This is a genomic window from Embleya sp. NBC_00888 (assembly GCF_045207655.1).
Lineage (GTDB): Bacteria > Actinomycetota > Actinomycetes > Streptomycetales > Streptomycetaceae > Embleya.
Genome location: NZ_CP108785.1, coordinates 4,288,991 through 4,314,955, shown reverse-complemented (window position 1 = coordinate 4,314,955; position 25,965 = coordinate 4,288,991). Strand labels below are relative to the sequence as shown.

The 25,965-nt window shown below is 71.2% G+C and carries 20 protein-coding genes and 1 pseudogene; 17 read left to right on the top strand and 4 right to left on the bottom strand.

Annotation, left to right across the window (positions count from 1 at the left end; genetic code table 11):
- The first annotated feature begins 442 nt into the window (after window positions 1–442).
- The 16 genes and pseudogenes from OG948_RS53100 to OG948_RS53025 all read left to right on the top strand — a co-directional run bounded on the left by OG948_RS53100 (window position 443) and on the right by OG948_RS53025 (window position 21,198).
- The gene (locus OG948_RS53100) at window positions 443–1,639 is read left to right on the top strand and encodes an inositol-3-phosphate synthase (RefSeq protein ID WP_331773596.1); all 1,197 of its coding nucleotides are present in this window, start codon (window positions 443–445) and stop codon (window positions 1,637–1,639) included.
- The gene (locus OG948_RS53095; protein ID WP_331772271.1) at window positions 1,636–2,706 is read left to right on the top strand and encodes an SCO3242 family prenyltransferase; all 1,071 of its coding nucleotides are present in this window, start codon (window positions 1,636–1,638) and stop codon (window positions 2,704–2,706) included. The genes OG948_RS53100 and OG948_RS53095 overlap by 4 nt, the downstream gene beginning before the upstream one ends.
- Before the next feature lie 76 nt (window positions 2,707–2,782).
- Window positions 2,783–3,625 (top strand): sugar phosphate isomerase/epimerase family protein, encoded by an 843-nt coding sequence (locus OG948_RS53090; protein WP_331772270.1) that lies wholly within the window; start codon window positions 2,783–2,785, stop codon window positions 3,623–3,625.
- Complete coding sequence (locus tag OG948_RS53085) at window positions 3,622–4,326, top strand: EboA domain-containing protein (RefSeq protein ID WP_331772269.1); 705 nt, start codon at window positions 3,622–3,624, stop codon at window positions 4,324–4,326. The genes OG948_RS53090 and OG948_RS53085 overlap by 4 nt, the downstream gene beginning before the upstream one ends.
- Window positions 4,327–4,342: 16 nt before the next feature.
- Window positions 4,343–5,212, top strand: a complete 870-nt coding sequence (locus OG948_RS53080; protein WP_331772268.1) for a TatD family hydrolase — start codon at window positions 4,343–4,345, stop codon at window positions 5,210–5,212.
- Window positions 5,209–6,369 carry a metabolite traffic protein EboE gene (gene eboE / locus OG948_RS53075; protein ID WP_331772267.1) on the top strand — a complete coding sequence of 387 codons (1,161 nt, stop codon included), beginning with the start codon at window positions 5,209–5,211 and terminating at the stop codon, window positions 6,367–6,369. The genes OG948_RS53080 and eboE overlap by 4 nt, the downstream gene beginning before the upstream one ends.
- Window positions 6,369–7,742, top strand: coding sequence for a nucleotide pyrophosphatase/phosphodiesterase family protein (locus OG948_RS53070; protein WP_331772266.1), 1,374 nt, complete (start codon window positions 6,369–6,371; stop codon window positions 7,740–7,742). Before eboE ends, OG948_RS53070 begins: the two co-directional genes overlap by 1 nt.
- A 285-nt stretch (window positions 7,743–8,027) precedes the next feature.
- Entirely contained in the window at window positions 8,028–9,182 is a 1,155-nt protein-coding gene (locus OG948_RS53065) for a Gfo/Idh/MocA family oxidoreductase (RefSeq protein WP_331773595.1), read from the top strand.
- Window positions 9,179–10,675 carry a sugar ABC transporter ATP-binding protein gene (locus OG948_RS53060; protein ID WP_406300735.1) on the top strand — a complete coding sequence of 499 codons (1,497 nt, stop codon included), beginning with the start codon at window positions 9,179–9,181 and terminating at the stop codon, window positions 10,673–10,675. Before OG948_RS53065 ends, OG948_RS53060 begins: the two co-directional genes overlap by 4 nt.
- A complete protein-coding gene (locus OG948_RS53055; RefSeq protein WP_331772265.1) occupies window positions 10,672–11,682 on the top strand; it encodes an ABC transporter permease in 1,011 nt (336 codons plus the stop codon). The genes OG948_RS53060 and OG948_RS53055 overlap by 4 nt, the downstream gene beginning before the upstream one ends.
- Window positions 11,682–12,761: an ABC transporter permease gene (locus OG948_RS53050; protein ID WP_406300915.1), complete on the top strand. Its 1,080-nt coding sequence runs from the start codon at window positions 11,682–11,684 to the stop codon at window positions 12,759–12,761. Before OG948_RS53055 ends, OG948_RS53050 begins: the two co-directional genes overlap by 1 nt.
- Entirely contained in the window at window positions 12,758–13,978 is a 1,221-nt protein-coding gene (locus OG948_RS53045) for an ABC transporter substrate-binding protein (RefSeq protein WP_331772263.1), read from the top strand. Before OG948_RS53050 ends, OG948_RS53045 begins: the two co-directional genes overlap by 4 nt.
- A 94-nt stretch (window positions 13,979–14,072) precedes the next feature.
- On the top strand, window positions 14,073–14,933 hold the full coding sequence (locus OG948_RS53040) for a sugar phosphate isomerase/epimerase family protein (protein WP_331772262.1): 861 nt from the start codon (window positions 14,073–14,075) through the stop codon (window positions 14,931–14,933).
- Window positions 14,934–15,123: 190 nt separating this feature from the next.
- Window positions 15,124–18,633: pseudogene (locus OG948_RS53035) on the top strand (ThuA domain-containing protein); the annotation flags it as partial.
- Between the two features lie 12 nt (window positions 18,634–18,645).
- Window positions 18,646–19,698 (top strand): OmpL47-type beta-barrel domain-containing protein, encoded by a 1,053-nt coding sequence (locus OG948_RS53030; RefSeq protein ID WP_406300914.1) that lies wholly within the window; start codon window positions 18,646–18,648, stop codon window positions 19,696–19,698.
- A 312-nt stretch (window positions 19,699–20,010) separates the two neighbouring features.
- The gene (locus OG948_RS53025; protein WP_331772261.1) at window positions 20,011–21,198 is read left to right on the top strand and encodes an ROK family transcriptional regulator; all 1,188 of its coding nucleotides are present in this window, start codon (window positions 20,011–20,013) and stop codon (window positions 21,196–21,198) included.
- Window positions 21,199–21,292: 94 nt separating this feature from the next.
- Here OG948_RS53025 and OG948_RS53020 read toward each other — a convergent pair whose 3' ends face one another.
- The 3 genes from OG948_RS53020 to OG948_RS53010 all read right to left on the bottom strand — a co-directional run bounded on the left by OG948_RS53020 (window position 21,293) and on the right by OG948_RS53010 (window position 24,105).
- Window positions 21,293–22,249 (bottom strand): D-alanyl-D-alanine carboxypeptidase family protein, encoded by a 957-nt coding sequence (locus OG948_RS53020; protein ID WP_331772260.1) that lies wholly within the window; start codon window positions 22,247–22,249, stop codon window positions 21,293–21,295.
- 190 nt (window positions 22,250–22,439) lie between these two features.
- Window positions 22,440–23,126, bottom strand: coding sequence for a hypothetical protein (locus OG948_RS53015; RefSeq protein ID WP_331772259.1), 687 nt, complete (start codon window positions 23,124–23,126; stop codon window positions 22,440–22,442).
- Window positions 23,127–23,244: 118 nt separating this feature from the next.
- A complete protein-coding gene (locus tag OG948_RS53010) occupies window positions 23,245–24,105 on the bottom strand; it encodes an amidohydrolase family protein (RefSeq protein ID WP_331772258.1) in 861 nt (286 codons plus the stop codon).
- A 334-nt stretch (window positions 24,106–24,439) separates the two neighbouring features.
- Here OG948_RS53010 and OG948_RS53005 point away from each other — a divergent pair, with 334 nt between their 5' ends.
- Complete coding sequence (locus OG948_RS53005; protein ID WP_331772257.1) at window positions 24,440–24,751, top strand: L-rhamnose mutarotase; 312 nt, start codon at window positions 24,440–24,442, stop codon at window positions 24,749–24,751.
- A 193-nt stretch (window positions 24,752–24,944) separates the two neighbouring features.
- Here OG948_RS53005 and OG948_RS53000 read toward each other — a convergent pair whose 3' ends face one another.
- On the bottom strand, window positions 24,945–25,889 hold the full coding sequence (locus tag OG948_RS53000; RefSeq protein WP_331772256.1) for an aldo/keto reductase: 945 nt from the start codon (window positions 25,887–25,889) through the stop codon (window positions 24,945–24,947).
- Window positions 25,890–25,965 lie beyond the last annotated feature (76 nt).

Genomic DNA, 25,965 nt, shown 5'->3' with positions numbered 1-25,965 from the left:
GTGGATTCGAGGGCAGCAGCCTCCACTCGACCACTTAGTTTGTCCATAGACAGGAACAAGTTTGTTTTCATTCGTGAAAACTCTTCTTGACACAAGCGGAATCCACTACATTCCTGGCGGAACACGGCTGTCGGAACCCGACGAAGGCGGGAAGGAACGCAACACCGTGTTCACGCACCCCCACGACCCCTCCGGGCCCCCGACGCCGCGCGCACACCTCCGGGACGCGTGGCGTTCGATCCCGATGGCGGCGTGCCGAAGCCGTCGAGCGAGTGACCGCGTCCACGACGTCGTCGACCCCGTCGGCGCCACGTACGAACGAGGAGATGTGATGACGGGACTGCCCGAGCCGGGGAGTGAACGCAGACCGAAGGCGCGGCGATGGGTCGAGCCCACCGGGCCCGAGGCACCCGCCCCGGATCACGCGCCGTCCACGTCGCCGATGTCCGCGGCGCCTCCGGCCGAGCGCGCCGGTCGTGTCGGCGTGTGGGTGGTGGGTGTTCGCGGGTCCGTGGCCGTGACCACGATCTGCGGGGCGCTCGCGGCCTCGGCCGACCACGCGCCGCCGCTGGGGTGCGTCACCGCCACCGCGCCCTTCGCGCGATGTGCCCTGGTCGACTTCCGTGATCTGGTGTTCGGCGGGCACGACGTGGACACGATCGGGCTCCGGGCCCGCGCGCGGCGGCTCGTCGCGGACGGGGTGCTCCCGCACGGCTTGCCGGACCGGGTGGGGGCCGGACTCGACGCGATCGACGCCCGCGTGCGTCCGGGCGTGGCCGCCGCCGACCCGCGGCCGCAGGCCGATCAGATCGCCGAACTGGTCCGCGATATGCAGGAGTTCGCCCGCGCGCAGGACCTGTCCCGGGTGGTCGTGGTACATCTCGCGTCCACCGAGCCGCTGCCGAGGCCGCACCCCGCCCACGCGAGCGCGACCGCGTTGGGAGCGGCCCTGGAGACCGGCGTCGACGTGCTGCCGCCGAGTGCGCGCTACGCGTGGGCGGCCGCGCTGGCGGGCTGCGCGTTCGTCGACTTCACGCCGTCGGCGGGTGCGCGAATACCGGGCGTCGCCGAACTGTTCGTCGCGCGCGGCGTGCCGTACGCGGGAAGCGACGGCAAAACCGGGGAGACCCTGCTCAAGAGCGTCCTGGCGCCCATGTTCGCCCAGCGCGCCCTGCGCGTCACGTCGTGGTCGGGGACGAACCTCCTCGGCGGAGGCGACGGCGAAACCCTCTCCTCGCCCGAACGGGCCGCGGCGAAGGTCGAGTCCAAGGACCGGGCGCTGCGTTCGCTCCTGGGCGGGCCGGTGGGCGGCGGGGTGCACATCCACAACGTGCCGGAGCTGGGAGAGTGGAAGACCGCCTGGGACCATGTGAGCTTCGAGGGCTTTCTCGGCACCCGGATGAACCTCCAGTTCACCTGGACCGGTTGTGACTCGGCCCTGGCGGCGCCGCTGGTGCTGGACCTCGTCCGCCTGACGGCGCGCGCCCACGCGGTGGGTTGCGCGGGACCGCTGCGCGAACTCGCCTTCTACTTCAAGGACCCGGTCGGAAGCGACGAACACGCGCTGTCCGCGCAGTACGAGACCTTGCTCTCCTGGGCCCGGGAACGGCTGGCGACGGGCCGGAAGGCGACGCGATGAGCGCGGCCGAGCGCCCACGCGCGCGTGTCTGCGGTCCGGGCGACGGCATGCCGACCGAATCCGCCGCGGACGACACCACGCCCGCGGCGGGCACACCGCCGACGGCACGCTCGGCGCCCGCCCCGGAACCGGCGGCAGAATCGCTCGCCGACCGCGGCGACCGACCGGGGGTCACCACTCGCGTACGAGCGTACGCGGAGCTCGTCCGGGTGTCGGCCGCGTCGAGCGTGCCCGGCGACGTGCTGGTCGGCGCGGCCGCGACCGGCCGCCTGCCGCACGGCCGAACGGCGGCACTGCCGCTCGCCTCGGTATGCCTGTACTGGGCCGGAATGGCCCTCAACGACTACGCGGACCGCGCCTCGGACGCCGACGAACGACCGCATCGCCCCATCCCCTCGGGCCGGGTCGCGCCCGGGGCCGCGTTGGGGGCGGCCGTCGGTCTCACCGCCACGGGCCTGACTCTGGGAACGTGGGCGGGTGGACGCCGTCGGCTGCCCGCGCTGCTGGGCCTGGCGGGCGCGGTGTGGACGTACGACCTGATCTGGAAGGGCACGCCGTTCGCCCCGGCGGGGATGGCGCTCGCGCGCGGGCTGGACGTGCTGGTCGGCGCGGAACCGGGGCGTTACGCGCCGGCCGCCCCGAGCGCCGCGGTCGTGGCCCTGCACACGTACGGCCTGACCGCGTTGAGCCGCCACGAGGAACACGGCACGACGCCGGAGCCCCCGGCCCGTGCCCTGGTCACCGCCGCGGCGACCGCGATCGCCGCCGCCCGGATCGGGCACGGCCGTCGCACCGGCGACGTACAACCGGCGGATCGGGGCGGGGCGACACCCGCGTCGGCCGCCGCGCTGATCGCATACGCGGCCGCGTACGGCCGTCCGCTGCTGCGGGCGAGCGCCGCCCCTCGCGCCCCGGCGATCCGAGCGGCCGTCGGCGGCGGCGTCCTGGCCCTGATCCCGCTACAGGCCGCCCTGTTGTCCCGACTCGGTCGACCCGGCGCCGCACTCGCGCTGTCCGCGTCCTGGCCCCTCGGCCGCGCCCTCACCCGGCACGTGTCACCCACCTGAGCGAGATGAACCCGCCCGTCGCCGGCCCGGACCCGGACCCGGACCACACACGATCCCAGCGGAGGGGGAAGTCCCCGTGAGAATCGCCTACGGCACCAACGGTTTCGCCGACCATCGCATCGGCGACGTGCTCGAGATACTCGCCGACCTCGGCTACGACGGGGTCGCGTTGACGCTCGACCACCACCACCTGGACCCCTTCACCCCCGGTTTGGCCTCCCGCGTCGCGGGAGTGGCCACACGGCTGGACCGGCTCGGCCTGTCGGTCGTGGTCGAGACCGGCGCACGCTACCTCCTCGACCCCTGGCGCAAGCACCGACCCACCCTGCTCGACGACACCGCCGGGGCGGACCGACGCGTGGACCTGTTGGAGCGGGCGGTGCGCGTCGCGGCCGAACTCGGCGCCCCCGTCGTGTCGTTGTGGAGCGGCCGGGCCCCCCGCGACGTCGACCCGCGAGCCTGCTGGGAGCGCCTGACCGCGGGCTGCTCGCGGGTCCTGACGCAAGCGCACGCACGAGGCGTGAGCCTGGGCTTCGAACCCGAACCCGGGATGTTCGTCGACACCCTCGACCGCTACGAGGAACTGTGGCGACGCCTGGGCCGCCCCGAACACCTCGGCCTCACCCTGGACATCGGACACTGCCGCTGCCTGGAGCCGCTACCGGTACCCGACTGCGTGGCACGGGCCGGCCCACACCTGGTCAACGTACAGATCGAGGACATGCGCCGCGGCGTGCACGAACACCTGGAGTTCGGGCACGGCGACATCGACTTCCCACCCGTCCTGCACGCCCTGGCCGACACCGGCTACGACGGGCTGGTCGGCGTCGAACTGCCACGCCACAGCCACGCCGCCACCGAGACCGCCCGCCGCTCGATCGCCTTCCTGCGCGCAGTCGAAAAGGAGATCGCCGGATGAGGCACCCGGAGCACCGCGAAGCGCACACCGGTACACCGACCACGACGCGGCCGGCCGCCGACCCTCGACCGCCCGAACCGCACCTCGACGCACTGCGCGCGGCGTTCGAGGCCGGCGTCCGCCCCGAACTGCGGGACTGGCCCGCCCGGACGGCGGCGAACCCCGCCCGCCTGGCCGCCGGATTCGCCTCGGCGGGCCGGGCCTGCGGACGCGCGGACCTCGCCGGGCTCGCGGGCTGGACCCGCGACGACGCCGCGCGCGTACTGCTGCTGCACGCCGCCGCCCGCGGCCGGGACGGCGGCCCCGCGCCCGTCGACCCGACCGCCCTGGTACGCGCTCTGTACGACCGCGGCGACCCGTGCGAACGCCGCGCGGTACTGCGCGCCCTGCCCTACCTGCCCGACGTCGACCCGGCATCGGCGCGCGACCTGGTCGAGGACGCCCTGCGGACCAACGACCACCGCCTGATCGCCGCCGCGATGGGCCCCTGCGCCCGAGTCCTGGACGCCGACGCGTGGCGGCACGGAGTCCTCAAATGCCTCTTCGTCGGCCTCCCCCCGACCCCCACCGTCGCCGACCTGGACCAACGAGCCGACGCCGAGCTCGCCCGCATGCTCCGCGAACTCGGCCGAGAGCGAACCGCCGCCGGACGGCCCTCGCCCACCGGCATCGAACCCATCGCCACCGCCTTCGCACCGTAGCCGAGGAGCCCCACCGATGCGCGTCTTCGACCCCCACATCCACATGACCTCGCGCACCACGGACGACTACCGCGCCCTGCGTGACGCCGGCATCCGGGCCCTGGTCGAACCGGCCTTCTGGCTCGGCCAACCCCGCACGTCCGTCGCGTCCTTCGTCGACTACTTCCAGAGCCTCCTGGGCTGGGAGCCGTTCCGCGCCGCCCAGTACACGATCGAGCACTTCTGCGCCATCGCCCTCAACCCGAAGGAGGCCAACGACCCCCGCTGCGCACCCGTCCTGGACCTCCTCCCCGAGTTCCTCGCCAAGGACCGCGTCGTCGCCGTGGGCGAGATCGGCTTCGACTCGATGACCGACGCCGAGGAGCACGCCTTCACCCACCAGCTCGCCCTCGCGGTCGAGTTCGAACTGCCCGCCCTGGTCCACACCCCCCACCGGGACAAGGCCGCCGGCGTCCGGCACACCCTCGACCTGATCCGCGACAGCGCCATCGAGCCCGGCCGCGTCCTGATCGACCACCTCAACGAGACCACCGTCGAACTCGTCGCGGACACCGGCTGCTGGATGGGCTTCTCCGTCTACCCCGACACCAAGATGACCCCGCAACGGGTCGTGGATGTCCTGCGCGCCATCGGCCCCGACCGCGTGGTGGTCAACTCCGCCGCCGACTGGGGACACAGCGACCCCCTGTCCACCGTGCACACCGGCCACGCCATGCTCGCGGCCGGCTGGAGCCCGGACCAGGTCGACCACGTCCTGTGGCGCAACCCCGTCGCCTTCTACGCCCAGAGCAACCGCCTCGACCTCCCCGCCCCGGACGCCCTCGTCCGCGCTCGACCCGGCGACACCCACGAGGGCAACTCCATCCTGCGCGGAGCGCGCGCATGAGGTTCCGACACCACGACGGCACCCTCGTCCACGCCGCCTACTGCACCAACGTCCACGCCGCCGAGGACCTCGACGGCGTCCTCGAACAACTCCGCCGCTTCTGCGAACCCGTACGGACCGAACTCGACCTCGACACGCTCGGCGTCGGCCTGTGGCTCGCCCGCCCGGTCGCCACCGCGCTGGCCCGGGACCACACCGCGATCGACCGCCTGCGCCGCGAACTCGCCCTGCGCGGGCTCGAAGTGGTCACCCTCAACGCGTTCCCCTACACCGGCTTCCAGCGCGACGTCGTCAAACACACGGTGTACAGCCCCGACTGGGCCGACCCCGCCCGTCTGGCGTACACGCTCGACTGCGCCCGCATCCTCGCCCACCTGCTCCCCGACGACGCCACCCGGGGCAGCGTGTCCACGCTGCCGCTCGCCTGGCGCACGCCCTGGCCGGCCGAACGCTCCGCCGCCGCCCGACGCGCCCTCGACCACCTCGCCGCCGGCCTCGAAGACATCGAATCGCGCCACGGCCGGCGCATCCGCGTCGGCCTGGAACCCGAGCCCGGTTGCGTCCTGGAGACCACCGACCAGGCCGTCGCCGCTCTGCGCGGCACCGACCCCGACCGGATCGGCGTCTGCCTCGACACGTGCCACCTCGCCGTCGGCTTCGAGGATCCGCACACGGCCCTGGCGACGCTCGAGAACGCCGGCATCCCCGTGGTCAAATCCCAGGCCTCGTGCGCCCTCCACGCCCAGACACCCACCCCCGACGCCCTCCGCCCCTACGCCGAACCACGCTTCCTCCACCAGACCCGCGAAGCCGGCACCCCACCGCTCGCGGTCGACGACCTGCCCCAGGCCCTCGCCGGCGGCCTTCCCGGCAACGCGCCCTGGCGCGTCCACTACCACCTCCCCCTCCACGGCCGACCGCGCGCGCCGCTGACGGCCACCCACGACGTGCTCGACCGCGCCCTCGAAGGTCTGTTCGCCGGCCCCCGCGCGCGCACCGACCACATCGAGGTCGAGACCTACACCTGGCCGGTCCTGGACGACAGCGGGCCACCGACCCCCCGGGCCCTGGTCGCCGGTATCGCCGCCGAACTCGCCGCACTGCGCGCGGCCCTGCTCGACCTGGGCCTGAAACCCGCCGACAGGAAAGGAACCTGATGCCCCGCCTGCTGGTCCTGAACGTCGTCGGACTCACCCCTCGCCTCCTCGCCCACATGCCCGCGCTGCGCCGCATCGCCGACAGCGGCTTCCAGGCCCGCCTGGACCCGGTGCTGCCCGCGGTGACCTGCTCCGTGCAATCCACCTTCCTCACCGGCGACCTCCCGCGCGAGCACGGCATCGTCGGCAACGGCTGGTACTTCCGCGAACTCGGCGAGGTACTCCTGTGGCGGCAACACAACCGCCTCGTGGCGGGCGAGAAGATCTGGGAGGCGGCCCGACGCGTACGCCCCGACTACACCGTCGCCAACATGGGCTGGTGGTACGCCATGGGCGCCGACGTCGACTGGACGCTCACCCCCCGGCCGATCTACTACTCCGACGGCCGCAAGGAACCCGACTGCTACACCGATCCGCCCGAGCTGCACGACGAACTCACCGCCCGCCTGGGCACCTTCCCCCTCTTCCACTACTGGGGACCGACCGCCTCCATCCGCTCCTCGCAGTGGATCGTCGACGCGACCGCATACGTGCTGCGCAGGCATCGGCCCGATCTGACCCTCGCCTACCTGCCGCACCTGGACTACGACCTCCAACGGCACGGCCCGGATGCCCCCGAGGCGATCCGGGCCGCGCGCGAGATCGACACCGCGCTGGCCCCACTCCTGCGCCGGGCCGCCGAGAGCGGCTGCACCGTCGTCGTGCTCAGCGAATACGGCATCACCCGCGCACGCCGGCCCGTCGACGTCAACCGCGTGCTGCGCCGCGCGAGTCTGCTGCGCGTGCACACCCAGGACGGCATGGAGTACCTGGACCCGTGGACCTCGCGGGCATTCGCGGTGGCCGACCACCAGATCGCCCACGTGTACGTCCGCGACCCGGCCGACCGTCCCCGCGTCGCCGCCCTGCTGGCGGAACTACCGGGCGTGGCCGAGGTCTTGGACGCCGAGGGCAGACGCGAGTACGGGCTCGACCACGACCGGGCCGGCGACCTGGTGGTGGTCGCCGAACCCGAGGCATGGTTCACGTACTACTACTGGCTCGACGACGAGCGTGCCCCGGACTTCGCCCGCCAGGTCGAGATCCACCGCAAACCCGGCTACGACCCGGCCGAACTGTTCTGGGACCCCGCCGACCGCCACGTCAAGCTCAAGGCGGGCGTGGCGCTGGCCCGCAAGCGGCTCGGGCTGCGCTACCGCATGGCCGTCGTCCCGCTCGACCCCACCCCGGTCCGGGGAACCCACGGACGACTCCCCACCGACGCGGCGGACGCCCCGCTGCTGTTGTGCAGCGACCCCACCGCCAAGCGCGACACCGTGCACGCGACCCAGGTCAAGGCCCTGCTGCTCGAACTGGGCCTGACGAACGCATAGGCAACGGGTCGCCACCCATACGGGTCGCCACCACACGGGTCGGCAACTCCGGTGTGGTGGTGCGACTTCGCGAACCCTCGTCCCCGGGGCAGCTCATCACGACCACATAGTTTGTCCTTCATCTGGAAGAAGTTGGATTTCTCCTGTGAAAACTCTTCTTCACGCAGGAAGAACGCACTACATTTCTGGCCAAGCACCGGCCGTCCGGGCCGGACAACCCGAAGGGACGCATCCGTGACCACGCAGTTCGACGGTCCGAGCGCAAGCACAGGCATCGGGGTCGGCATGGTCGGCTACTCGTTCATGGGTCGCACGCACTCCCAGGCGTGGCGCACCGTGAACGCCTTCTTCGACCTGGCGCGGGCGCCGACGATGGTCGCCCTCGCCGGACGGGACCGCGCCGCGGCGACGACCGCCGCGCGACGCCTGGGCTGGAACGTCGCGCTCACCGATTGGCGCGCGCTGATCGAGCGCGACGACATCGAGATCGTCGACATCTGCACCCCCGGCGCCTCGCACGCCGAGATCGCCGTCGCCGCGCTGGCCGCCGGCAAGCACGTCCTGTGCGAGAAGCCGCTGGCCAACACGGTCGCCGAGGCCGAGGCCATGGTGGCCGCCGCCGACGAGGCCGCCACCCGCGGCGTGCGCGCCATGGTCGGGTTCAACTACCGCCGCGTACCCGCCGTCACCCTCGCCCGCGATCTCGTCGCGGAGGGACGCCTGGGCGAGATACGCCACGTGCGTGCCCAGTACCTCCAGGACTGGATCGTCGATCCCCAACACCCGCTGGTGTGGCGGCTCGCCAAGGACGAGGCGGGCTCCGGCGCGCTCGGCGACATCGGCGCGCACATCATCGACACCGCCCAGTTCGTCACCGGCCAACTCCTCACCGGGGTCAGCGCACTCACCGAGACGTTCGTCCGCCGACGCCCGGTGGCCGAGCTCACCGCCGTCCACGGCGACGTCGACGTGGACGACGCCGCGCTGTTCATCGGCCGGCTCTCCGGCGGCGCCCTGGCCTCGTTCGAGGCCACCCGCTTCGCCACCGGGCGCAAGAACAGCCTGCGCATCGAGGTCAACGGCTCGGCCGGCAGCATCGCCTTCGACTTCGAGGCGATGAACGAACTGTGGTTCGCCGACCGCACCGACGACGCCCGCACCGCCGGCTTCCGCCGCATTCTGGTCACCGAGCCCGAACACCCCTACGCCGGCGCCTGGTGGCCGGCCGGCCACCTGCTCGGCTACGAGCACACGTTCACCCACCAGGCGGCGGACCTGCTCACCGCGATCACCGAAGGCATCGACCCGACCCCCACCTTCGCCGACGGACTCCAGATCCAGCGGGTCCTGGCGGCCGTCGAGGCCAGCGCCCAGGGCGGCAACGGATGGGTGCCGATCCCGACCGGTCGGCTCGCCGCATCCGTGGGGGGTCTTCGATGACGCTGCTGTCGGTGACCGGAATCCGCAAGGAATTCACGGGTGTTCGCGTCCTGCACGACGTCGACCTCGACGTGGGGGCCGGCGAGGTGCACGCGGTCGTGGGGGAGAACGGCGCGGGCAAGTCGACCCTGATGAAGATCCTCGCGGGCGTGCACACCCCCGACGCCGGCACCATCGCCGTCGATGGCACGCCGGTCGCGTTCTCCCACCCCTCCCGCGCCCAGGCCGCCGGCATCGCGATCATCCACCAGGAGTTCACCCTCCTACCGGAACGCACGGTCGCCGAGAACGTCTTCCTCGGTCGCGAACCCACGCGGCGCGGCCTGGTCGACCGGAGCGCCATGGAGCAGGCCACCACCCGACTCCTGGCCGAACTGGCCGAAACCTCGTTCGGCCCGCGAACGCCCGTCCGCCGCCTGTCGGTTGCTCAGCAGCAGGTCGTCGAGATCGTCAAGGCGTTGTCCACCGACGCCCGCGTGCTGATCATGGACGAGCCCACCGCCGCACTCGCCGACCACGAGGTCGAGCGGCTCTACGCGCTCGTGCGCCGGCTCACCGGACGCGGTCTGGGCATCCTGTACATCTCGCACCGCCTGCGCGAGGTCTTCGACCTGTCGACCCGCGTCACCGTGATCAAGGACGGCCGGCGCGTGGCCACCCTGGCGACCGCGACAACCGACGAGGACACCGTCGTACGCCTGATGGTCGGCCGCGAACTCGGCGCCTACTATCCCCCACGCGCCGCAGCCGCGGACGTCGGCAAGGTGCGCCTGGCTGTCACCGGAGCCGGAAACGCCAAGCTGGCCGCCATCGACCTCGAACTGCGCGCCGGCCAGGTCGTGGGCATCGCGGGACTCCAGGGATCCGGGCGAACGTCGCTGGCCCGAGCCCTGTTCGGCGCGACGCCGTTCACCACCGGCACCATGCGCGTCGACGGCAGGGAGCTGCGTCCGCGCGATCCGCGCGAGGCCATCCGCGCCGGCATCGCGCTCGTCAGCGAGGATCGCAAGGGCGAGGGACTCGCCCTGCGCCAATCCGTGCGCGACAACACCCTGCTCGTCGAACGGGCGGTGTTCTCCCGCCCGTTGCGTGCCCGCCCCGCCCCGGCCGTCGCCGAACTGCTGGCCCGCGTGGCCCTGCGCGCCCGCGGCGAGGACCAGCAGGTGCGCTACCTGTCCGGCGGCAACCAACAGAAGGTCGTCATCGCCAAGTGGCTCGGGGTGCGCCCGGGAGTGCTCGTCTTCGACGAGCCCACGCGTGGCGTCGACGTCGGCGCCAAGGCCGCCATCCACGAACTCGTCCGCGAACTGGCGCGCGAGGGCATGGCGGTGCTCATGGTCTCGTCCGAACTCCCCGAGGTGATCGGGATGAGCGACCGCGTGCTCGTCATGTCCGAAGGCAGGATCGCCGGCGAACTGCCCGCCGGCCCGACCGAAGAAGAGATCATGCGCCTCGCCACCGCCGGTCGCGTGGCCGCCGGGGCCGCCACGTGAACGCCCAGGCCCTCGCGCCCCGAACACGCGCCGCGAAATCCGCCCTCCCCGGCCGGTTCGCCGACCCCACCAGTGTCGTCTACCTGGCCCTGCTGGGCGTCATCCTGCTCGGCTGGATCACCGTCACCGCCCGCGGCGGCTCCTTCCTCACGCTCGACAACACCGTCGGCATCCTGCAGAACTCCGTCGTCCTGGGCCTGGTCGCCGTCGGCCAGAGCGTCGTCGTCCTCACCGGCTCCCTGGACCTGTCCGTCGCCTACCTGGTCAGCATCGCCACCCTCGTCGCCGCCGAGACCATGGACGGCTCCGACGGCAACATCGTCCCCGCGATCGCCGCCGTGCTCACCTTCTCCGTCGCGGTCGGCCTGGCCAACGGCCTCGTCGTCACCAAACTCAAGGTCAACGCGTTCATCGCCACCCTCGGCGTCGGCTTCATCCTGCGCGGCTGGATCGAGGACACCTACTCCGGACCCGCCGGCAAGGTCCCCGAGTCCTTCCAGCGCCTGGGCTTCGACCGCATGGGCCCGATCCCCGTCTCCGCGTTCCTGCTCCTGGCGGTCGCCGTCGCCGTCTGGTTCGTGCTGCGCCGCACCCGGCTGGGCTATCACATGTACGCCGTCGGCGGCGACGAACAGACCGCCCGCCTGTCGGGCGTGCGCACCCACCGCGTGATCATCGCCGCGCACGTGTTGTGCGCGGTATGCGCCGGGCTGGCCGGGCTGTTCCTCGCCGCCCGCCTGGGCGCCGGCTCGCCGTGGGCCGGCACCGAGGCGCGCTACGACCTCACCTCCATCGCCGCGGTCGTGCTCGGCGGCACCGCGCTCGCGGGCGGCCGCGGCGGGGTCACCGGCACCATCGGCGGCGTGCTGATGCTGGCCGTCCTGGACAGCGTGTTCAACCAGATCGGCGTCGACCCCTTCTTCCAGAACGTGGTGCGCGGCGTCGTCATCATCGTCGCGGTCGCGCTCTACGCCCGCCGAGGCACCACCAAGGGGGTCGCGTCGTGATGGTCCACACCCTGGACAAGCGGCGCCGGGCGCCGGGCGCGTCCCCCGATCCGCACCTCGTGGCCCGCACCACGCCCGCACGACGGTTCGCGGCCTCGCTGCGCGCCGGCGCGCCGGTGTACCTGCTGCTCGCGGTGTTGCTGATCGCGCTCGGCATCGAGGACCCGACGTTCTTCCGACCCGATCCCTTCCTCGCGTTCCTCAAGCGCTCGGCGCCACTGGTGGTCCTCGCCGCCGGCCAGTACCTCGTGATCGTCTCCGGCGGCTACGACCTGTCCGTGGGCGCGCTCGTCACGGTCGGCGTCGTGGTCACCGCGGAGACCTACCACGCCTTCCCCGGCGCGCACTGGACGATCGTCGTGGCCGTGCTGCTGATCGGCGGCGCGTTCGTCGGCCTGATCAACGGGCTCGTGACCACGGTGCTGCGAGTGCCCTCGTTCATCGCCACACTCGGCATGACCCTGATCCTCGAAGGCGCCGTCTTCTACTGGACCCAGGGCTCCCCGAGCGGCATCCTGCCCGACGACTTCCGTCGGATCGGCCGCAGCATCGCCTTCGGATCGGTGCCCTGGGCCGTGCTGGTGTGCGTCGCGGTGGGCGTCGTCGCGGTCGTGCTCATGCGATCGAACTTCGGCCGCACCCTGGTCGCCACCGGCGACAACGCCGAGGCCGCGGGACTGGCCGGAGTGCGCGTGCTGCGGGTACGCGTACTCGCGTTCGTCCTGTCCGGCACGGCCGCCGCGGTCGCGGCGATCCTCGTCGGCGGCTTCTCCGGGGTCTCCGCCCAGGCCGGGCGGGGCTACGAGTTCGAGGCGATCACCGCCGTCGTCCTCGGCGGCGTCGCACTCGGCGGCGGCAGCGGCTCGGTGGTCGCGGCGATGGCCGGCGCGCTGTCCCTGCAGACCCTGTTCACCCTGCTCAACCTGCGCGGGGTCTCCAACGCCCTGGAGACCACCGTCCAGGGCGTCATCGTCATCACCGCCGTCGCGCTGGGAGCCGTCGACTGGTCCCGGCTCCGTGCCCGCGTCTCCCCCCACCTGCCCTTCCTGTCCCGACCCTCCCGAGGAGAATCACGATGAGACACAGACTGTCCGTCGGCCTGACCGTCGCGGCCGCCCTACTGGCCACGGCGTCGTGTTCCAGCGACAAGGCCGACTCCTCGTCGGCGACCAAGGCCCCCGGCGTCCCCGGCGCGTCCGCCCCCGGAGCGAGCCCCGGCAAGGGCGATTCCGGCGACTCGAAGTTCTTCGTACAGGCGGACTACGACCGCCAGTTGGCGCTCCTGAAGGCGACCCCGCAAGGCCCCGCGGACAAGCCCTGGGAGCAGATGCTCGACCCGCAGCAGATGGTCGACACCACGCAGTTCAAGAAGGACGGCCCGTACGAGATCTGCTTCTCCAACGCGAGCGTCGCCAACAACTGGCGCCAGACCGGCCTCAAGAACATCCAGGCCGAAGCCGCCACCCACCCCGAGATCGCCAAGTTCACCGTCCTGGACGCCCAGGGCAAGGACGACAAACAGATCTCCGACATCCAGGAACTCGCGGGCAAGGGCTGCTCCGCGCTGATCGTCTCGCCCAACACCACCGCCACGCTCACCCCGGCCGTCAAGGCCGCGTGCGGAAAGATCCCGGTCATCGTCTTCGACCGAGGCGTCAGCACCGACTGCCCGGTCACCTTCGTCAACCCCGTCGGCGGCTACGCCTTCGGCGACACCGGCGCCCGGTTCCTGAAGGAGAAGGTCAAGCCCGGCGGGAAGATCCTCGCGCTGCGGATCCTGCCCGGCGTCGACGTCCTGGAGAACCGCTGGGCCGCGGGCAAGCGTGTGCTGGAGCAGGGCGGACTCGACGTCGTCGACGTGAAGTTCACCGACGGCGACCCGGCCAAGACGAAGGCCGTCGTCAGCGACGCCATCCAGCGCCACGGCACCATCGACGGCGTCTGGATGGACGCCGGCGACACCGCCGTCGCGGCCGTGGAGGCGTTCGAGGACGCGGGCAGGAAGGTCCCGCCGATCACCGGCGAGGACCAGCAGCAGTTCCTGGAGGTCTGGAAGAAGAAGAACCTCACCGCGATCGCCCCGACGTACCCCTCGTACCAGTGGCGCACTCCGATCATCGCGGCTCTGAAGATCCTCAAGGGCGAACCGGTACCCAAGGAATGGAAGCTCCCGCAACCCACCATCACGGCCGACAACCGCGATCAGTACCTCAAGCCCGGCATGCCGCCGCTGCATTACGCGATGTGCGGCTGCGAGACGTTGCCCGGCTATCCCGACAAGTGGGGCGGCAAGTAGTCGAACGAGTCGGGGCGATCGTCTCGTCGCCCCGACTCCGGTCGGTCACCGATCCTGCAGCTTCTTCGATCCCGCCACGACAAGGAGCACGGCCATGCGTGCGCTCGGTGTGAACACCTGGATCTGGGCTTCCCCACTCACCGAAGGCGAGCTCCTCCAACTCGCCCCCCGCATCCGTGCGTTCGGTGCCGACGTGGTCGAACTCCCGCTGGAGCAGCCGGACGACTGGAGCCCGGCCAAGGTCCGCGAAATCCTGCTCGACCACGACCTGACCGCGGCCTCCGTCGCGGCCGTCATGCCCCCGGGCCGCGACCTCGTCGCCACCGACGCGGCCGGCCTGGGTCGGACCCGCGACTACCTGCGCCGCTGCGTCGACGCCGCCGCCGAGGTCGGCGCACCCGTCGTCGCCGGCCCCATGTACGCGGCGGTCGGCCGCACCTGGCGCACCACCGAGGCCGAACGCGCCCGCCTCCTCGACGAGTTCCGCGACGGCCTCACCCCGATCGTCGAACACGCCCGCTCCGCCGGCGTCCTGCTGGCCGTCGAACCCCTCAACCGGTACGAGACCAGCGTGCTCAACACCGTCGCGCAAACCCTGGAAGCCATCGCCGAACTCCCCGCCGACGCCGTCGGCATCGCCCTGGACACCTACCACCAGAACATCGAGGAACACGACCTCGTCGGCGCCGTCCAAGCGGCGGCGGGCCGGATCGCGCACGTGCAGGTGTGCGCGAACGACCGCGGCACGCCCGGCACCGACCACCTCGACTGGCCCGGCTTCCTGACCGCCCTGGCGGCAGCCGGCCATCAGGGTCCGCTCTGCATCGAGTCGTTCACCGCGCACAACGCCTCGATCGCGGTGGCCGCCTCCATCTGGAGACCTCTCGCCGCCACCCAGGACACGATCGCCCGCGACGGCATCGCCTTCCTGCGCGCGACCCTCGCCACGCTCTGACCCGTACGGCACCTCGCCCGGTCCGACCAAACCGGCCACGGAAACCCTCGCACCGTCCCGCTCGCCCGCGACCCGCGCGGCACGAGCAGCGCACCCCTGCGCGAAACGAGGAGAAGCCATGCGCTCGATCGGTCCACCCCGTCCCCTACCCGCCTCGCGATCCGTACGATCATTCGGTGCCGTCCTCGCGATGGCCCTGGCCCTGTTCACCCTGACGCCCGTTCCCCAAGCCCAGGCGCACGCCACGTTCCGCGCGCTGCTGTTCACCGAGGCCGTCGGCTACGTCCACGAGTCGATCCCGGCCGGCATCAAGATGTTCCAGGACGAGGCCGAGGCCAACCACTACGAGGTCGTGCAGTCCAACGACTCCGCCGTCTTCAACGACGCGAACCTCGCCGGCTTCGACGTCATCGTCATGCTGCAGAACTCGGGCATGGTCTGGGACACCGAGGCCCAGCGCCAAGCCCTGCAGAAGTACGTCCACTCCGGCAAGGGCATCGTGGCCCTGCACAACGCCACCGACATGGGCATCGACAACGAATTCCCGTGGTGGGACGACCTGGTCAACGGCGGTGCCCACATGCCCGCCCACTCGCCCGGTGTCCTGCCCGGCACCGCCAAGGTCGCCGACCGCGTGCACCCCTCGACCAAGGACCTGCCGGAGCGCTGGTCCCGCAGCGAGGAGTGGTACAACTTCGACAAGAACCCCCGGGGCAACGTGCACGTCCTGGTGACGGCGGACGAGAGCACCTACGACCCGGGCCCGTCCAGGATGGGCGCCGACCACCCGATCTCGTGGTGTCGCAACGCCGAGGGTGGTCGGGTGTGGGCCACGGCCATGGGCCACACCGCCGCCTCCTACGCGGAACCCGATCTGCGCAAGCACATCATCGGCGGCCTCAAGTGGGCGGCCGGCAACGTCCCCGGCGACTGCGGGCCGACGGTGTGGAGCAGTTTCGAGAAGGTCGCCCTCGACGAGAACACCGTCGACCCCATGCAGCTCTCCGTCGCTCCCGACGGGCGGGTGTTCTACATCCAGCGCGCCGGCGAGGTGAAGGTCTACAAGCCGGACACGCACAGCACGGTCACCGCGGCCAGGCTCGACGTGTACACGGGCGGCGAGGACGGCCTCGTCGGCATGGTTCTCGATCCCGGCTTCGCGCAGAACAGGTGGATCTACCTCTACCACGCACCCAGGAACGCCGCCACGGATGTCAACCGACTGTCCCGGTTCACCGTCACGGGCGACACGATCGACCCCGCGAGCGAGAAGACCGTCATCGAGGTGCCCGCGTACCGCGACCGGACCTTCCCCGAGCCCGGACACACCGGCGGCGCCCTCGACTTCGGCCCCGACGGCAGCCTCTACCTGGGCACCGGCGACGACACGCCGCCCAACCTCGACGCGGCGTGGCAGGGCTACGCGCCGCTCGACTGGCGACCGGGCAGGTCCATGCTCGACGCGGCCCGCACCGCGGGGAACACCAACGACCTGCGCGGCAAGATCCTGCGGATCAGGCCCAAGGCCGACGGCGGATACGACATCCCGACCGGGAACCTGTTCGCCCCGGGCACGGACAAGACCCGCCCCGAGGTCTACGCGATGGGCTTCCGCAACCCCTTCCGCTTCCGCGTCGACCAGGGCACCGGCCGGCTGCACGTGGCCGACTACGGGCCCGACCGCGGCCTGCCCACCACCGACCGGGGCCCCGAGGGACTGGTCGAGTACAACGTCGTCGCGCAGCCCGGCAACTTCGGCTGGCCGTTCTGCCACGGCAACAACCAGCCCTACGCGCCCTACAACCCCGACAACGGGGCCGTGGGGGCGAAGTTCGACTGCGCCGCCCCGACGAACCCCTCGCCCAACAACACCGGCCTGACCCGGCTCCCGGCCGTGCAGATGCCACAGATCTGGTACGGCTACGGCGCCTCCCCCGAGTTCCCCGAGATGGGCAGCGGCGGCAGCGCTCCGATGGCCGGCCCCGTCTACCGCTACGACCCGAACAACCCCTCGACCACGAAGTTCCCCGCCTACTACGACGGCGCCGGCTTCTTCTACGAGTGGGCGCGCGGCTTCATGCGGGAGATCCGCTTCGACGCGTCGAACAAGCTCCACAAGATCAACGACTTCCTGCCGACGGCGCAGCTCGCCAAGCCGATGGACATGACCTTCGGCCCCGACGGCTCGATGTACGTGCTCGACTGGGGCCGGGACTTCGGCGGCGGCAACAACGACTCCGGCCTCTACCGCATCGACTACACGCAGGGCCGACGCCAACCCGTCGCCGTGGCGAACGGAACGCCCACCAACGGCCCGGCACCACTGACGGTCGCGTTCTCCGGCAACGGTACGCACGATCCCAACAACATCCCGATCACCTACGCGTGGGACTTCGAGAGCGACGGCACCATCGACTCCACCGAGCCGAACCCCACCCACGTCTACACCACCGTCGGCGCCTTCAACGCACAACTGAAGGTCACCAACACGACCGGTGACACCGGCTTCGCCAACGTGTCCGTCACCGTGGGCAACACCGCGCCCACGATCAGACTGGACTTCCCGGCCGACGGCGGCTTCATCGAGTTCGGCGACCGCGTCCCCTACAAGGTCACGGTCACCGATCCCGAGGACGGAACGATCGACTGCACCAAGGTCGTCGTCAACCCCGCTCTGGGACACGACGACCACGCACACCACACCACCGACATCCCCGGCTGCGAAGGCACCATCGACACCGGCGACCTGGGCGGGCACCCCGAAGGCGCCAACCTCTACTACATCGTCAGTGCCAAGTACACCGACAAGGGCGCCACCGGCGCACCCCCGCTGACCTCACACACCCGCGCCATCCTTCACCCCCGCCACAAGCAGGCCGAGTACTTCACCGCACAGTCCGGGACCCGGCTGATCAGCGAGCCGGGCGCGGAGAACGGCAAACGCCTCGGCGACATCAGCGACAACGACTGGATCATGTTCGACCCGGCGAACCTGGCCGGCACCAAGTCGCTTCGCTACCGGCTGTCCTCGCCCACGGGCGGCGGGTCCATCGAGGTGCGCGCGGACTCTCCCACCGGAACGCTCCTGGGCAGCACACCCGTACCGGCCACCGGCGGCTGGAACGACTACCGGATCACCCCCGGCGTGCCACTCACCGCGCTCGCCGGAACGCACAAGCTCTACGTGGTGTTCAAGACGCCGACGAACCACGCCTACGACCTGGACGCGGTGCTGTTCGATCCCGAGGTGGTCACCGGCGACATCCAGGCGGGCCTGTACACCCTGACGGCCGAGCACAGCGGCAAGAACATGACCGTGCAGGGGGCCTCGTCGGCCGAGTCCGCGCCGATCGTGCAACAGGCATCGGGCGCCGGCAAGGAACAGAAGTGGCAGGTCGACCCGGTCGGTGACGGCTCGTACACGATCAAGTCGGCGATCGACGGCAAGTGCCTGGAGGTCCCCGGCTGGTCCGGCCAACTCGACGTGCAACTCGTGCAGTACACGTGCAACAACGGCGGCAACCAACACTGGAAGCCCACGGTGAGCGCGGGTACCGGCACATTCGCGCTGGCCAACGTCGCGAGCAAGCTGTGCGCGGACGTCGCCGGCGTCGGCACGCAGGACGGCGCCAAGGTCGTGCAGTGGACCTGCAACGGCGCGGCCAACCAGAACTGGAAGTTCACCAAGGTCGCCACGGACACCCAGGCACCGGTGACCAACGCGACGCCCGATCCGGCGCAGCCCACGGGCAAGGACGGTTGGTACACGGCGGCTCCCGTCAACGTGACGCTCGCCGGCGTCGACGAGGCGGGCGGGTCCGGGGTCGCTTCCACCGAGTACGACCTGGACGGCGCCGGATGGGCCGCGTACGACGGAACCCCGGTGAGCGTCAGCGGCGACGGCGAACACAAGCTCCGGTACCGCTCCAAGGACAAGGCGGGCAACACCGAGGAGGGCCGGGAACTGGTGGTCAGGGTCGACGCCACGGCTCCGTTGACCACGGCGGGCTTCGCGGCGCCGGGAGACAGCGGCTGGCACCGGGGAGCGATACCCGTCACGCTGACCGCCGTCGACGCGTCCTCGAAGGTCGCGGGAATCGAATTCGCGCTGGACGGCGGCGCCTGGACGCCCTACTCGGACAGCCCGGTGTCGGTGTCCGGCGACGGAGAGCACGTGCTGCGCTACCGCGGTGTCGACCGGGCCGGACTCGTCGAGCCGGACAAGGCCGCGACGATCAAAATCGACGGGACCAAGCCCGTGCTGTTGGTCGCCGGGGTCGCCGACGGCGCGGTCTACGGCGACGCGCAGGACGTGCGGGTGAGTTGGGAGGCGATCGATCCGACCTCGGGTGTCAAGACGCTCGCGGGCACGCTCGACGCGAAGCCCTTCACGTCCGGCACCGTTCAACCGTTGTTCGCCCTGAGCCTGGGGCAGCACACGGTCGACGTCTCGGCGACGGACAACGCGGGCAACACGACTGCGACCGCGGTCCGCTTCACGGTGACCACGTCGATGCGCGACATGCAGAACCTCGTCGACCGCTTCCGTAGCACGGGATGGTTGTCCGCGACGGCCAGGACGAAGCTCACCCGACAGATCGAGAAGGCCCGGGTGGCCGAGGCGCAGGGCCGGGACGACCGGGCGATCGCCGAACTCGGCAAGCTCAAGACCCTCGTCGCCGACCCGAAGGTGGTCCCGAACGCGGACGTGCGCACGGTGATCACCCGCGACGCGAATCGGGTGATCGCCGACATCGAAGGGTGATCACCTCCTGAACAGGGCGTAATACCCTCAAAGCCGTACGGTTCGCGATGACGCGCGCCGGCTCGCCCCGAAGTCGCGGCCCCGTTCCGACGGGGCCGCGGCCTTCGCGGTACCGTCGGCACAACTTTGTTATCGAAATGGAAAAAGTTGATGATGCGCCACGCGAACGACGGAAAATCAGGACAAAAGTCCAGTGCCGGTCACCACGTGCCCGTCACCGGTGACGACCCGGGGAATGGCTCGGCTGCCCCGGCGGGATCGTCGCGGGACGTGGACGATGTGATCCCACCGGATCACGAGGGGGACGAGGCCATGGAAACGCAGTTCGGACCGGAGAACCGACACCAGGCGCACCTGCTGGAGTTGTTGCGCGACCACGGGCCGCGGTCCCGGAGCGAACTCGGCGACGCCGTACAGATCTCACGCTCCAAACTGGCCGTCGAGATCGATCGGCTCGTCGAATTGGGCCTGGTGGAGCCCGCCGGACTCGCGGCCTCGCGTGGCGGGCGACGCTCGGGCATCGTACGCATCGCGTCCGCGACGCGGTTCGTCGGCGTCGACATCGGCGCGACGTCGATCGATGTCGCCGTCACCAACGGCGAGTTGGAAGTGCTCGGCCATCTGACCGAGCCGTGCGACGTGCGCGGCGGCCCCGCGGCGGTACTCGACCGGGTATTCGCGCTCGTCGACAAACTGCGCGAGGACGATCCGTTCCCACGAGTCCACGGAGTGGGCATCGGCGTCCCGGGACCGGTGAGCTTTCGCGAGGGCATGCCGGTGATCCCACCCATCATGCCCGGCTGGGACCGTTTCCCGATCCGGGACGTGGTCGGCCGACGACTGGACTGCCCCGTCCTGGTGGACAACGACGTGAACATCATGGCCCTGGGGGAACGCCACGCCGGCGTCGCCCGGTCGATCGACGATCTCCTGCTGGTCAAGATCGGTACGGGTATCGGGTGCGGCATCGTCGTCGGCGGCCGGATCTACCGAGGCGTCTCCGGCAGCGCCGGCGACATCGGCCACATCCGACTCGACGAGTCCGGACCGATGTGCGTGTGCGGCAACGCCGGCTGCCTGGAGTCCTACTTCTCCGGCTGGGCCCTGGCCCGTGAGGCCGAAGCCGCCGCCGCGTCGGGCGCCTCTCCCTTCCTCGCCCGCAGGTCCGCCGAGAACGGGCCCCTCTCCGCCCGCGACGTCGGCGACGCGGTCACCGCCGGCGACCCCGGCGCGGTGACCATCGTGCGTGAGGGCGCCGCCCGACTCGGCCGGGTGATCGCCGCGCTCGTGAGCTTCTTCAACCCCGCGATGGTGATCATCGGGGGCGGTGTGGCCGGACTCGGCCACCCGCTGCTCGCGGAGATCCGCAGCGTCGTGTATCGCCAGTCGTTGCCCCTGGCGACGGAGAACCTGCCCATCGTGCTGTCCGAACTGGGCGGCGCCGCGGGCGTCGTCGGAGCTACACACCTGATCAGCGACCACGTCCTGACCATCGCGTGAGAACCCCGATCGCCGGACCGGCGCGGGCGGCGGGCCCGATCTCGGTGCCCGCGTCCCGGCCGCGCCCGTTGCCGACGACAAGGAGCCCGCGCCGTTACGAGTCCAGAGCGCTGGGGAGGCGCTTGGGGCAGCCGGAGGTGTACGAGGCGTTGTACTCGAAGTGCCATTCCTCGTTGTCGTACATCCGGCACCAGCCGTACTTGCCGCCCTTGGCCTGGAGCCAGGCCTGGGCGTTGGCCGGATAGATGTCCACCGCGACGCCCTGGACGTGCATCGACTTCTCCGGCGGCAACACCCAACGGATCGCCTCCTGACGGGAGCCGACCTCGGCGATCTTCTCGTCCAGCAGCTTTTGCTGGTGCGCCCAACCCCTTTTGCCGGAGTTCAGGTTCAGCTTGATGCCGTCGGCCGCCATCGCGGCGTCGATCCTCTTCCACGCGGCGTAGGCGGCCGGCTTGAGCGCGCTCGGGTCCTTGGGCGCGTCCACGTCGTTGGCCGGCGCCTTCGCGGTCGAGGACGCCGACGAGGACGAACTCGGCGGCTTGCTCGACGACGGCTCGGACGAGGACGAGGCGCCGGTCGGCGGCGCGCTCGTGGGGCCGGGGGCCGGCTCCGCACCCGTCACCGAGTTCACCCGGTCCTTGTTGTCGTCTTCGGCTCCGAGGAACAGCGCCGCCCCGGCGAGCACCAGGGCGCCCGCCAGACCCCACACGACCAACGTGCGTCGACCGCGCCGCGGCGGCTCCCGGTCGTCCCCGCGCCTTCGCCCGATCGGCCCGGACGGGGCCTCCGGCGTGGACTCCGGCCGCGCTGTCGACGCGGACGGCTGATCCCGCAGGTACCAGTCGGCGGGAACCGGCGTGGTCGCCGCGTCGAACGCACCGGGTGCGCCGGATGTTTCGGGTGTGTCCGCCGCGCCCGCGGTGGGCTGTTGCCGTGCGGTGGGCCCTAGCCGTGCGGTGGGCTGTTGCCGTGCGGTTTCCGGGAAGTGTGCTTCTTCGGGTGCGTCCCCTTCGCCGGGCTGGGGACCACTGCCCGCTGCGTGTGTCACCGGTGAAGCCTCCTCGTAGGAAGCCCGGAGCCTTTCCTGGATCACCTCCCGCATTCGCCCCGCCCGGTCGAAGCCGATGTGGGATAAGCCATTGCAACCGGATCGGTCCGACCGGCGTTCCCCTCGACCGTGCCCCGCCGACCAGCCGCGGCCGCTTCCCGAACGGCCGCTTCGGCGCGAACCGGTGGGGTCAGCCGATCCCGTCTCCGGTGATCGTCGAGCCGTCCCCGCGGACACCGAGTTTCCCGGCCCAGGCCAACGCTCCCGCGTGCAGCGAGTCGTGGTCGTCGGTGCCCGCTCCCGGATCGGAGTTCATCAGCTCCGCGAGCACCGCGCCGTCCAGGTCGCGCGCGAGTACGCGGCCGAGGAAGCGCGCGTTGACCTCCCGGTCCCGGTAACCGCACTCGCGGAAGACCTCGGGCAACTCCTCGGCGTCGAGCACTCCGGGCGTGGCGTCGAAGGAGGCCGCCAGTCCGTCGTCCTCGACGAAGTCCGGATAGGACGCGCGTCCCCACCCGAGCGAGCCGGGTTCCCACCAGTAGAGGTAGCCCATTTCGTAGCCGGCGATCAAGGGCCGCAGCGTCTCGGCGGGCAGCCAGGAGGGTGCGCCCGCCAACAGATCCACGGGCTCGTCCCCCGCGTAGGTCGTATCGCTGCAATCGACGTCCTGGCCGTACAGCAGGGCCCGCCCATCCGGTCGGAGCACCAGTGTCCACGCGCCGTTGGAGTGCCAGAAACCGAGTTCGCCCTCCTCGTGCGCATAGTTGGAGGGCAGTCGGGAGCTCTTGGTGAGTGCGAGCAACACCGAAGCGGCGGCGCGTGTCCACAACTGCTCGGGAGTGTCGAGGTCTTCCGGAAGTCCGGGTCGATTCGCCATGTCCGCTCCCATCGTCGCGCACCCGCCCGACGCCCACCGTATCCTCCGCGCTCGGCAACCGGGGACGAGGTCCGTGGCGCGCCCTTCACAGCCCTGCCCCACCGCCTTGGTCGAACCCTCAAAAGCCGTACACGGCCCGGGCGGTGGCACCGAAGACCCGATCCCGCTCGGCGGCCGACAGGCCGACACAGGTGCGCTCCGCGAGCGAGAGGACGTCGTCGTACGACGCCGCGAGTGTGCACACCGGCCAGTCCGAGCCGAACATGGTGCGTTCGGGGCCGAACATCTCCAACGCGTGACGTGCGTAGGGAAGCACCTGTTCGACCGTCCACGCCCGCCAGTCGGCCTCGGTGACGATGCCGGACAGTTTGACCGCGACGTTGGGCAACGCGGCGATCTCGCGCAGCGCGACGGCCCAGGGCTCCCAGGCACCGGCGCCCGCGCCGATGTCGGGCTTGCCGATGTGGTCCAGCACGAAGGACTGTTCCGGATGCTCGCGGGCGACTCGGCACGCGGCGGCCAACTGGGCCGGCTTGACGAGCAGGTCGTACACGAGGCCGGCGCTCGTCAACGCGGCCAGTGAGCGGCCCACATCCGGTCGCAGCAGCCATCGGGGGTCCGGCTCGTCCTGTACCAGGTGCCTGATCCCGACCAGGCGCTCGCCACCCGGGCCGGCACGCAACTCGGCCACCCGATCGGCGATGTCGGATGCGGTCAGGTCCACCCAGCCGACCACCGCGACGACCGGCGTGGTCGGATCGGCGGCCACGGCCAGGAGTTCGGCGCTCTCCGCGGTGTCCGTGACCGCCTGGACCGCGATGGTCGCGATCTCGCCCGGGTTCCGTACGGCTGCCGCGAGTTCGGCCGGCCCGAATCGACCGCGGAGCGGATCGGCCCAGGGACCGTCCATCCAGCCGTACTCGCGTTCGTCGGTATCCCACAGGTGGTGGTGCGCGTCGACGCGGACGGGAACGTTCACACCGCCTCCACGCGAACGCGCGGCACGACGCCGCACTCGGGGCGCGCGACGCCGGAAGCTCCTGCACGCGGGTCTTTCACAAAACGCCACCCCTCCCGATCTCGCAAATCTCCCACACACCGACCGTCATTCATCGGATCAATAAAGATGTTAAGCCCGAATTGCCGGAAACTTTGTGGACATTCCTTCGAATTGATGGGACCACTGAAACGTCATGATCGGTACGGTGTCAAGACTTGACGCCGCGCCGCCCCCACGGGATACCTGTGATCCGATCGCGTCGGACCCGGCGACGCGCCGTCGATTCGCCACCGACACCAAGGAGTTCGAAGCCATGCGCGTAGCCCTGCACACCCGACTCGCAGCGGGCCGCGAGAGCGAGTACGAGCAAGCCCACCGCGAGGTACCGGAGCCCTTGATCGCCGCGATCAAGGCGGGCGGCGCCCACGAGTGGAACATTTGGCGCAGCGGCCGGGACCTGTTCCACCTGATCGAGTGCGACGACTACGCCACACTGCTCGCGTCCCTTGCCGATCTGCCGGTCAACATCGAATGGCAGGCCCGGATGGGCGAGTTGACCGAGGTCGCGCACGACTACTCGACCGAAGGGGCCGACGCGGGCCTGCCGCTGATCTGGAGCCTGTGACCTCGCGACCGCGCCCCCGGCGGTGACTCCGGAGCCGAAGTCACAGCCGGGGGCGCGGTCGCGCACGAGCAACGCGCCCTGGGCGTTCGACGCGGCACACATGACCACGTGGCACCGTGCGGCAGGGCCCGTTTCCCCGGTGGGGAAACGGGCCCGTCGGCTCGCCCTGCCCCAGTGCGGGGCGAGTCGGGTCTCAGGTCGCGGCGGCGAGTTCGGCCCACAGGGCAGCCGGGACGTCCCACTCGCCCATCGCGACCGCGTCGGCCGCCTCCTCCGGGCTGCGGGCGCCGACCAGGACGGTGGCGACCGCGGGGTGCGCGGCGGCGAAGCCGATCGCCGCGGCGCGCAGCGGCACGTCGTAGCCCGCGCAGATCGCCTTCAGCCGCAGCGCGCGGGCGAGCAGGTCGGCGTCGGCCGGTGCGTAGTCGAAGTGGGCGCCGGGACGCGGGTCGGCGAGCAGACCGCTGTTGTACACCCCGCCCGCCAGCACCGAGACGCCGCGCTTCGCGCAGTGGTCGAGCAACGGGCCGCCGCTGTGGTCGAGCAGGGTGTACCGGCCGGCGAGCAGTACGCAGTCCACGTCGGTTTCGGCGACGAATCGATCGAGCATCGCGGACTGGTTCATCCCGACCCCGATCGCGCCCACGACGCCCTGCTCGCGCAGTGCCACCAGGGCGGGCACGGCCTCGTGTGCGGCCTGCTCCCAGTGGTCGTCGGGGTCGTGCACGAGGGCGATGTCGATCCGGTCCAACCCCAGGCGTTCCAGGCTGGATTCGAGGCTGCGCCGCACGCCGTCCGCGGAGTAGTCGCGTACGCGGCGCCGGTGCGGCGTGTCGACGAACCCCTCCGCGGCGGTGGGCGCGGCCGGGTCGTCGACCAGGAGGCGGCCGACCTTGGTGGAGAGCGTGTACGCGTCGCGCGGGTATCCGCGCAGGGCGGCGCCGAGCCGCGTCTCGGACAGGCCCACGCCGTAGTGCGGGGCGGTGTCGAAGCAGCGGATCCCGGCCGCCCACGCGGCCTCGACGCTCGCGCGCGCCTGTGCGTCGGTGCCGGCGGTGTACAGGTTGCCGAACGCCGCCGCGCCCAGGCCGATCGAGGTCGCGACGACGCGCGTGTCGCCGATGCGATTGCTTTCCACGAACGATGCTCCTTGTCCGGTGAACGGGCGTGAGTCCGGGCGGGCGAAGCGGACGCTTCGCCTGCCCGGACTCCAC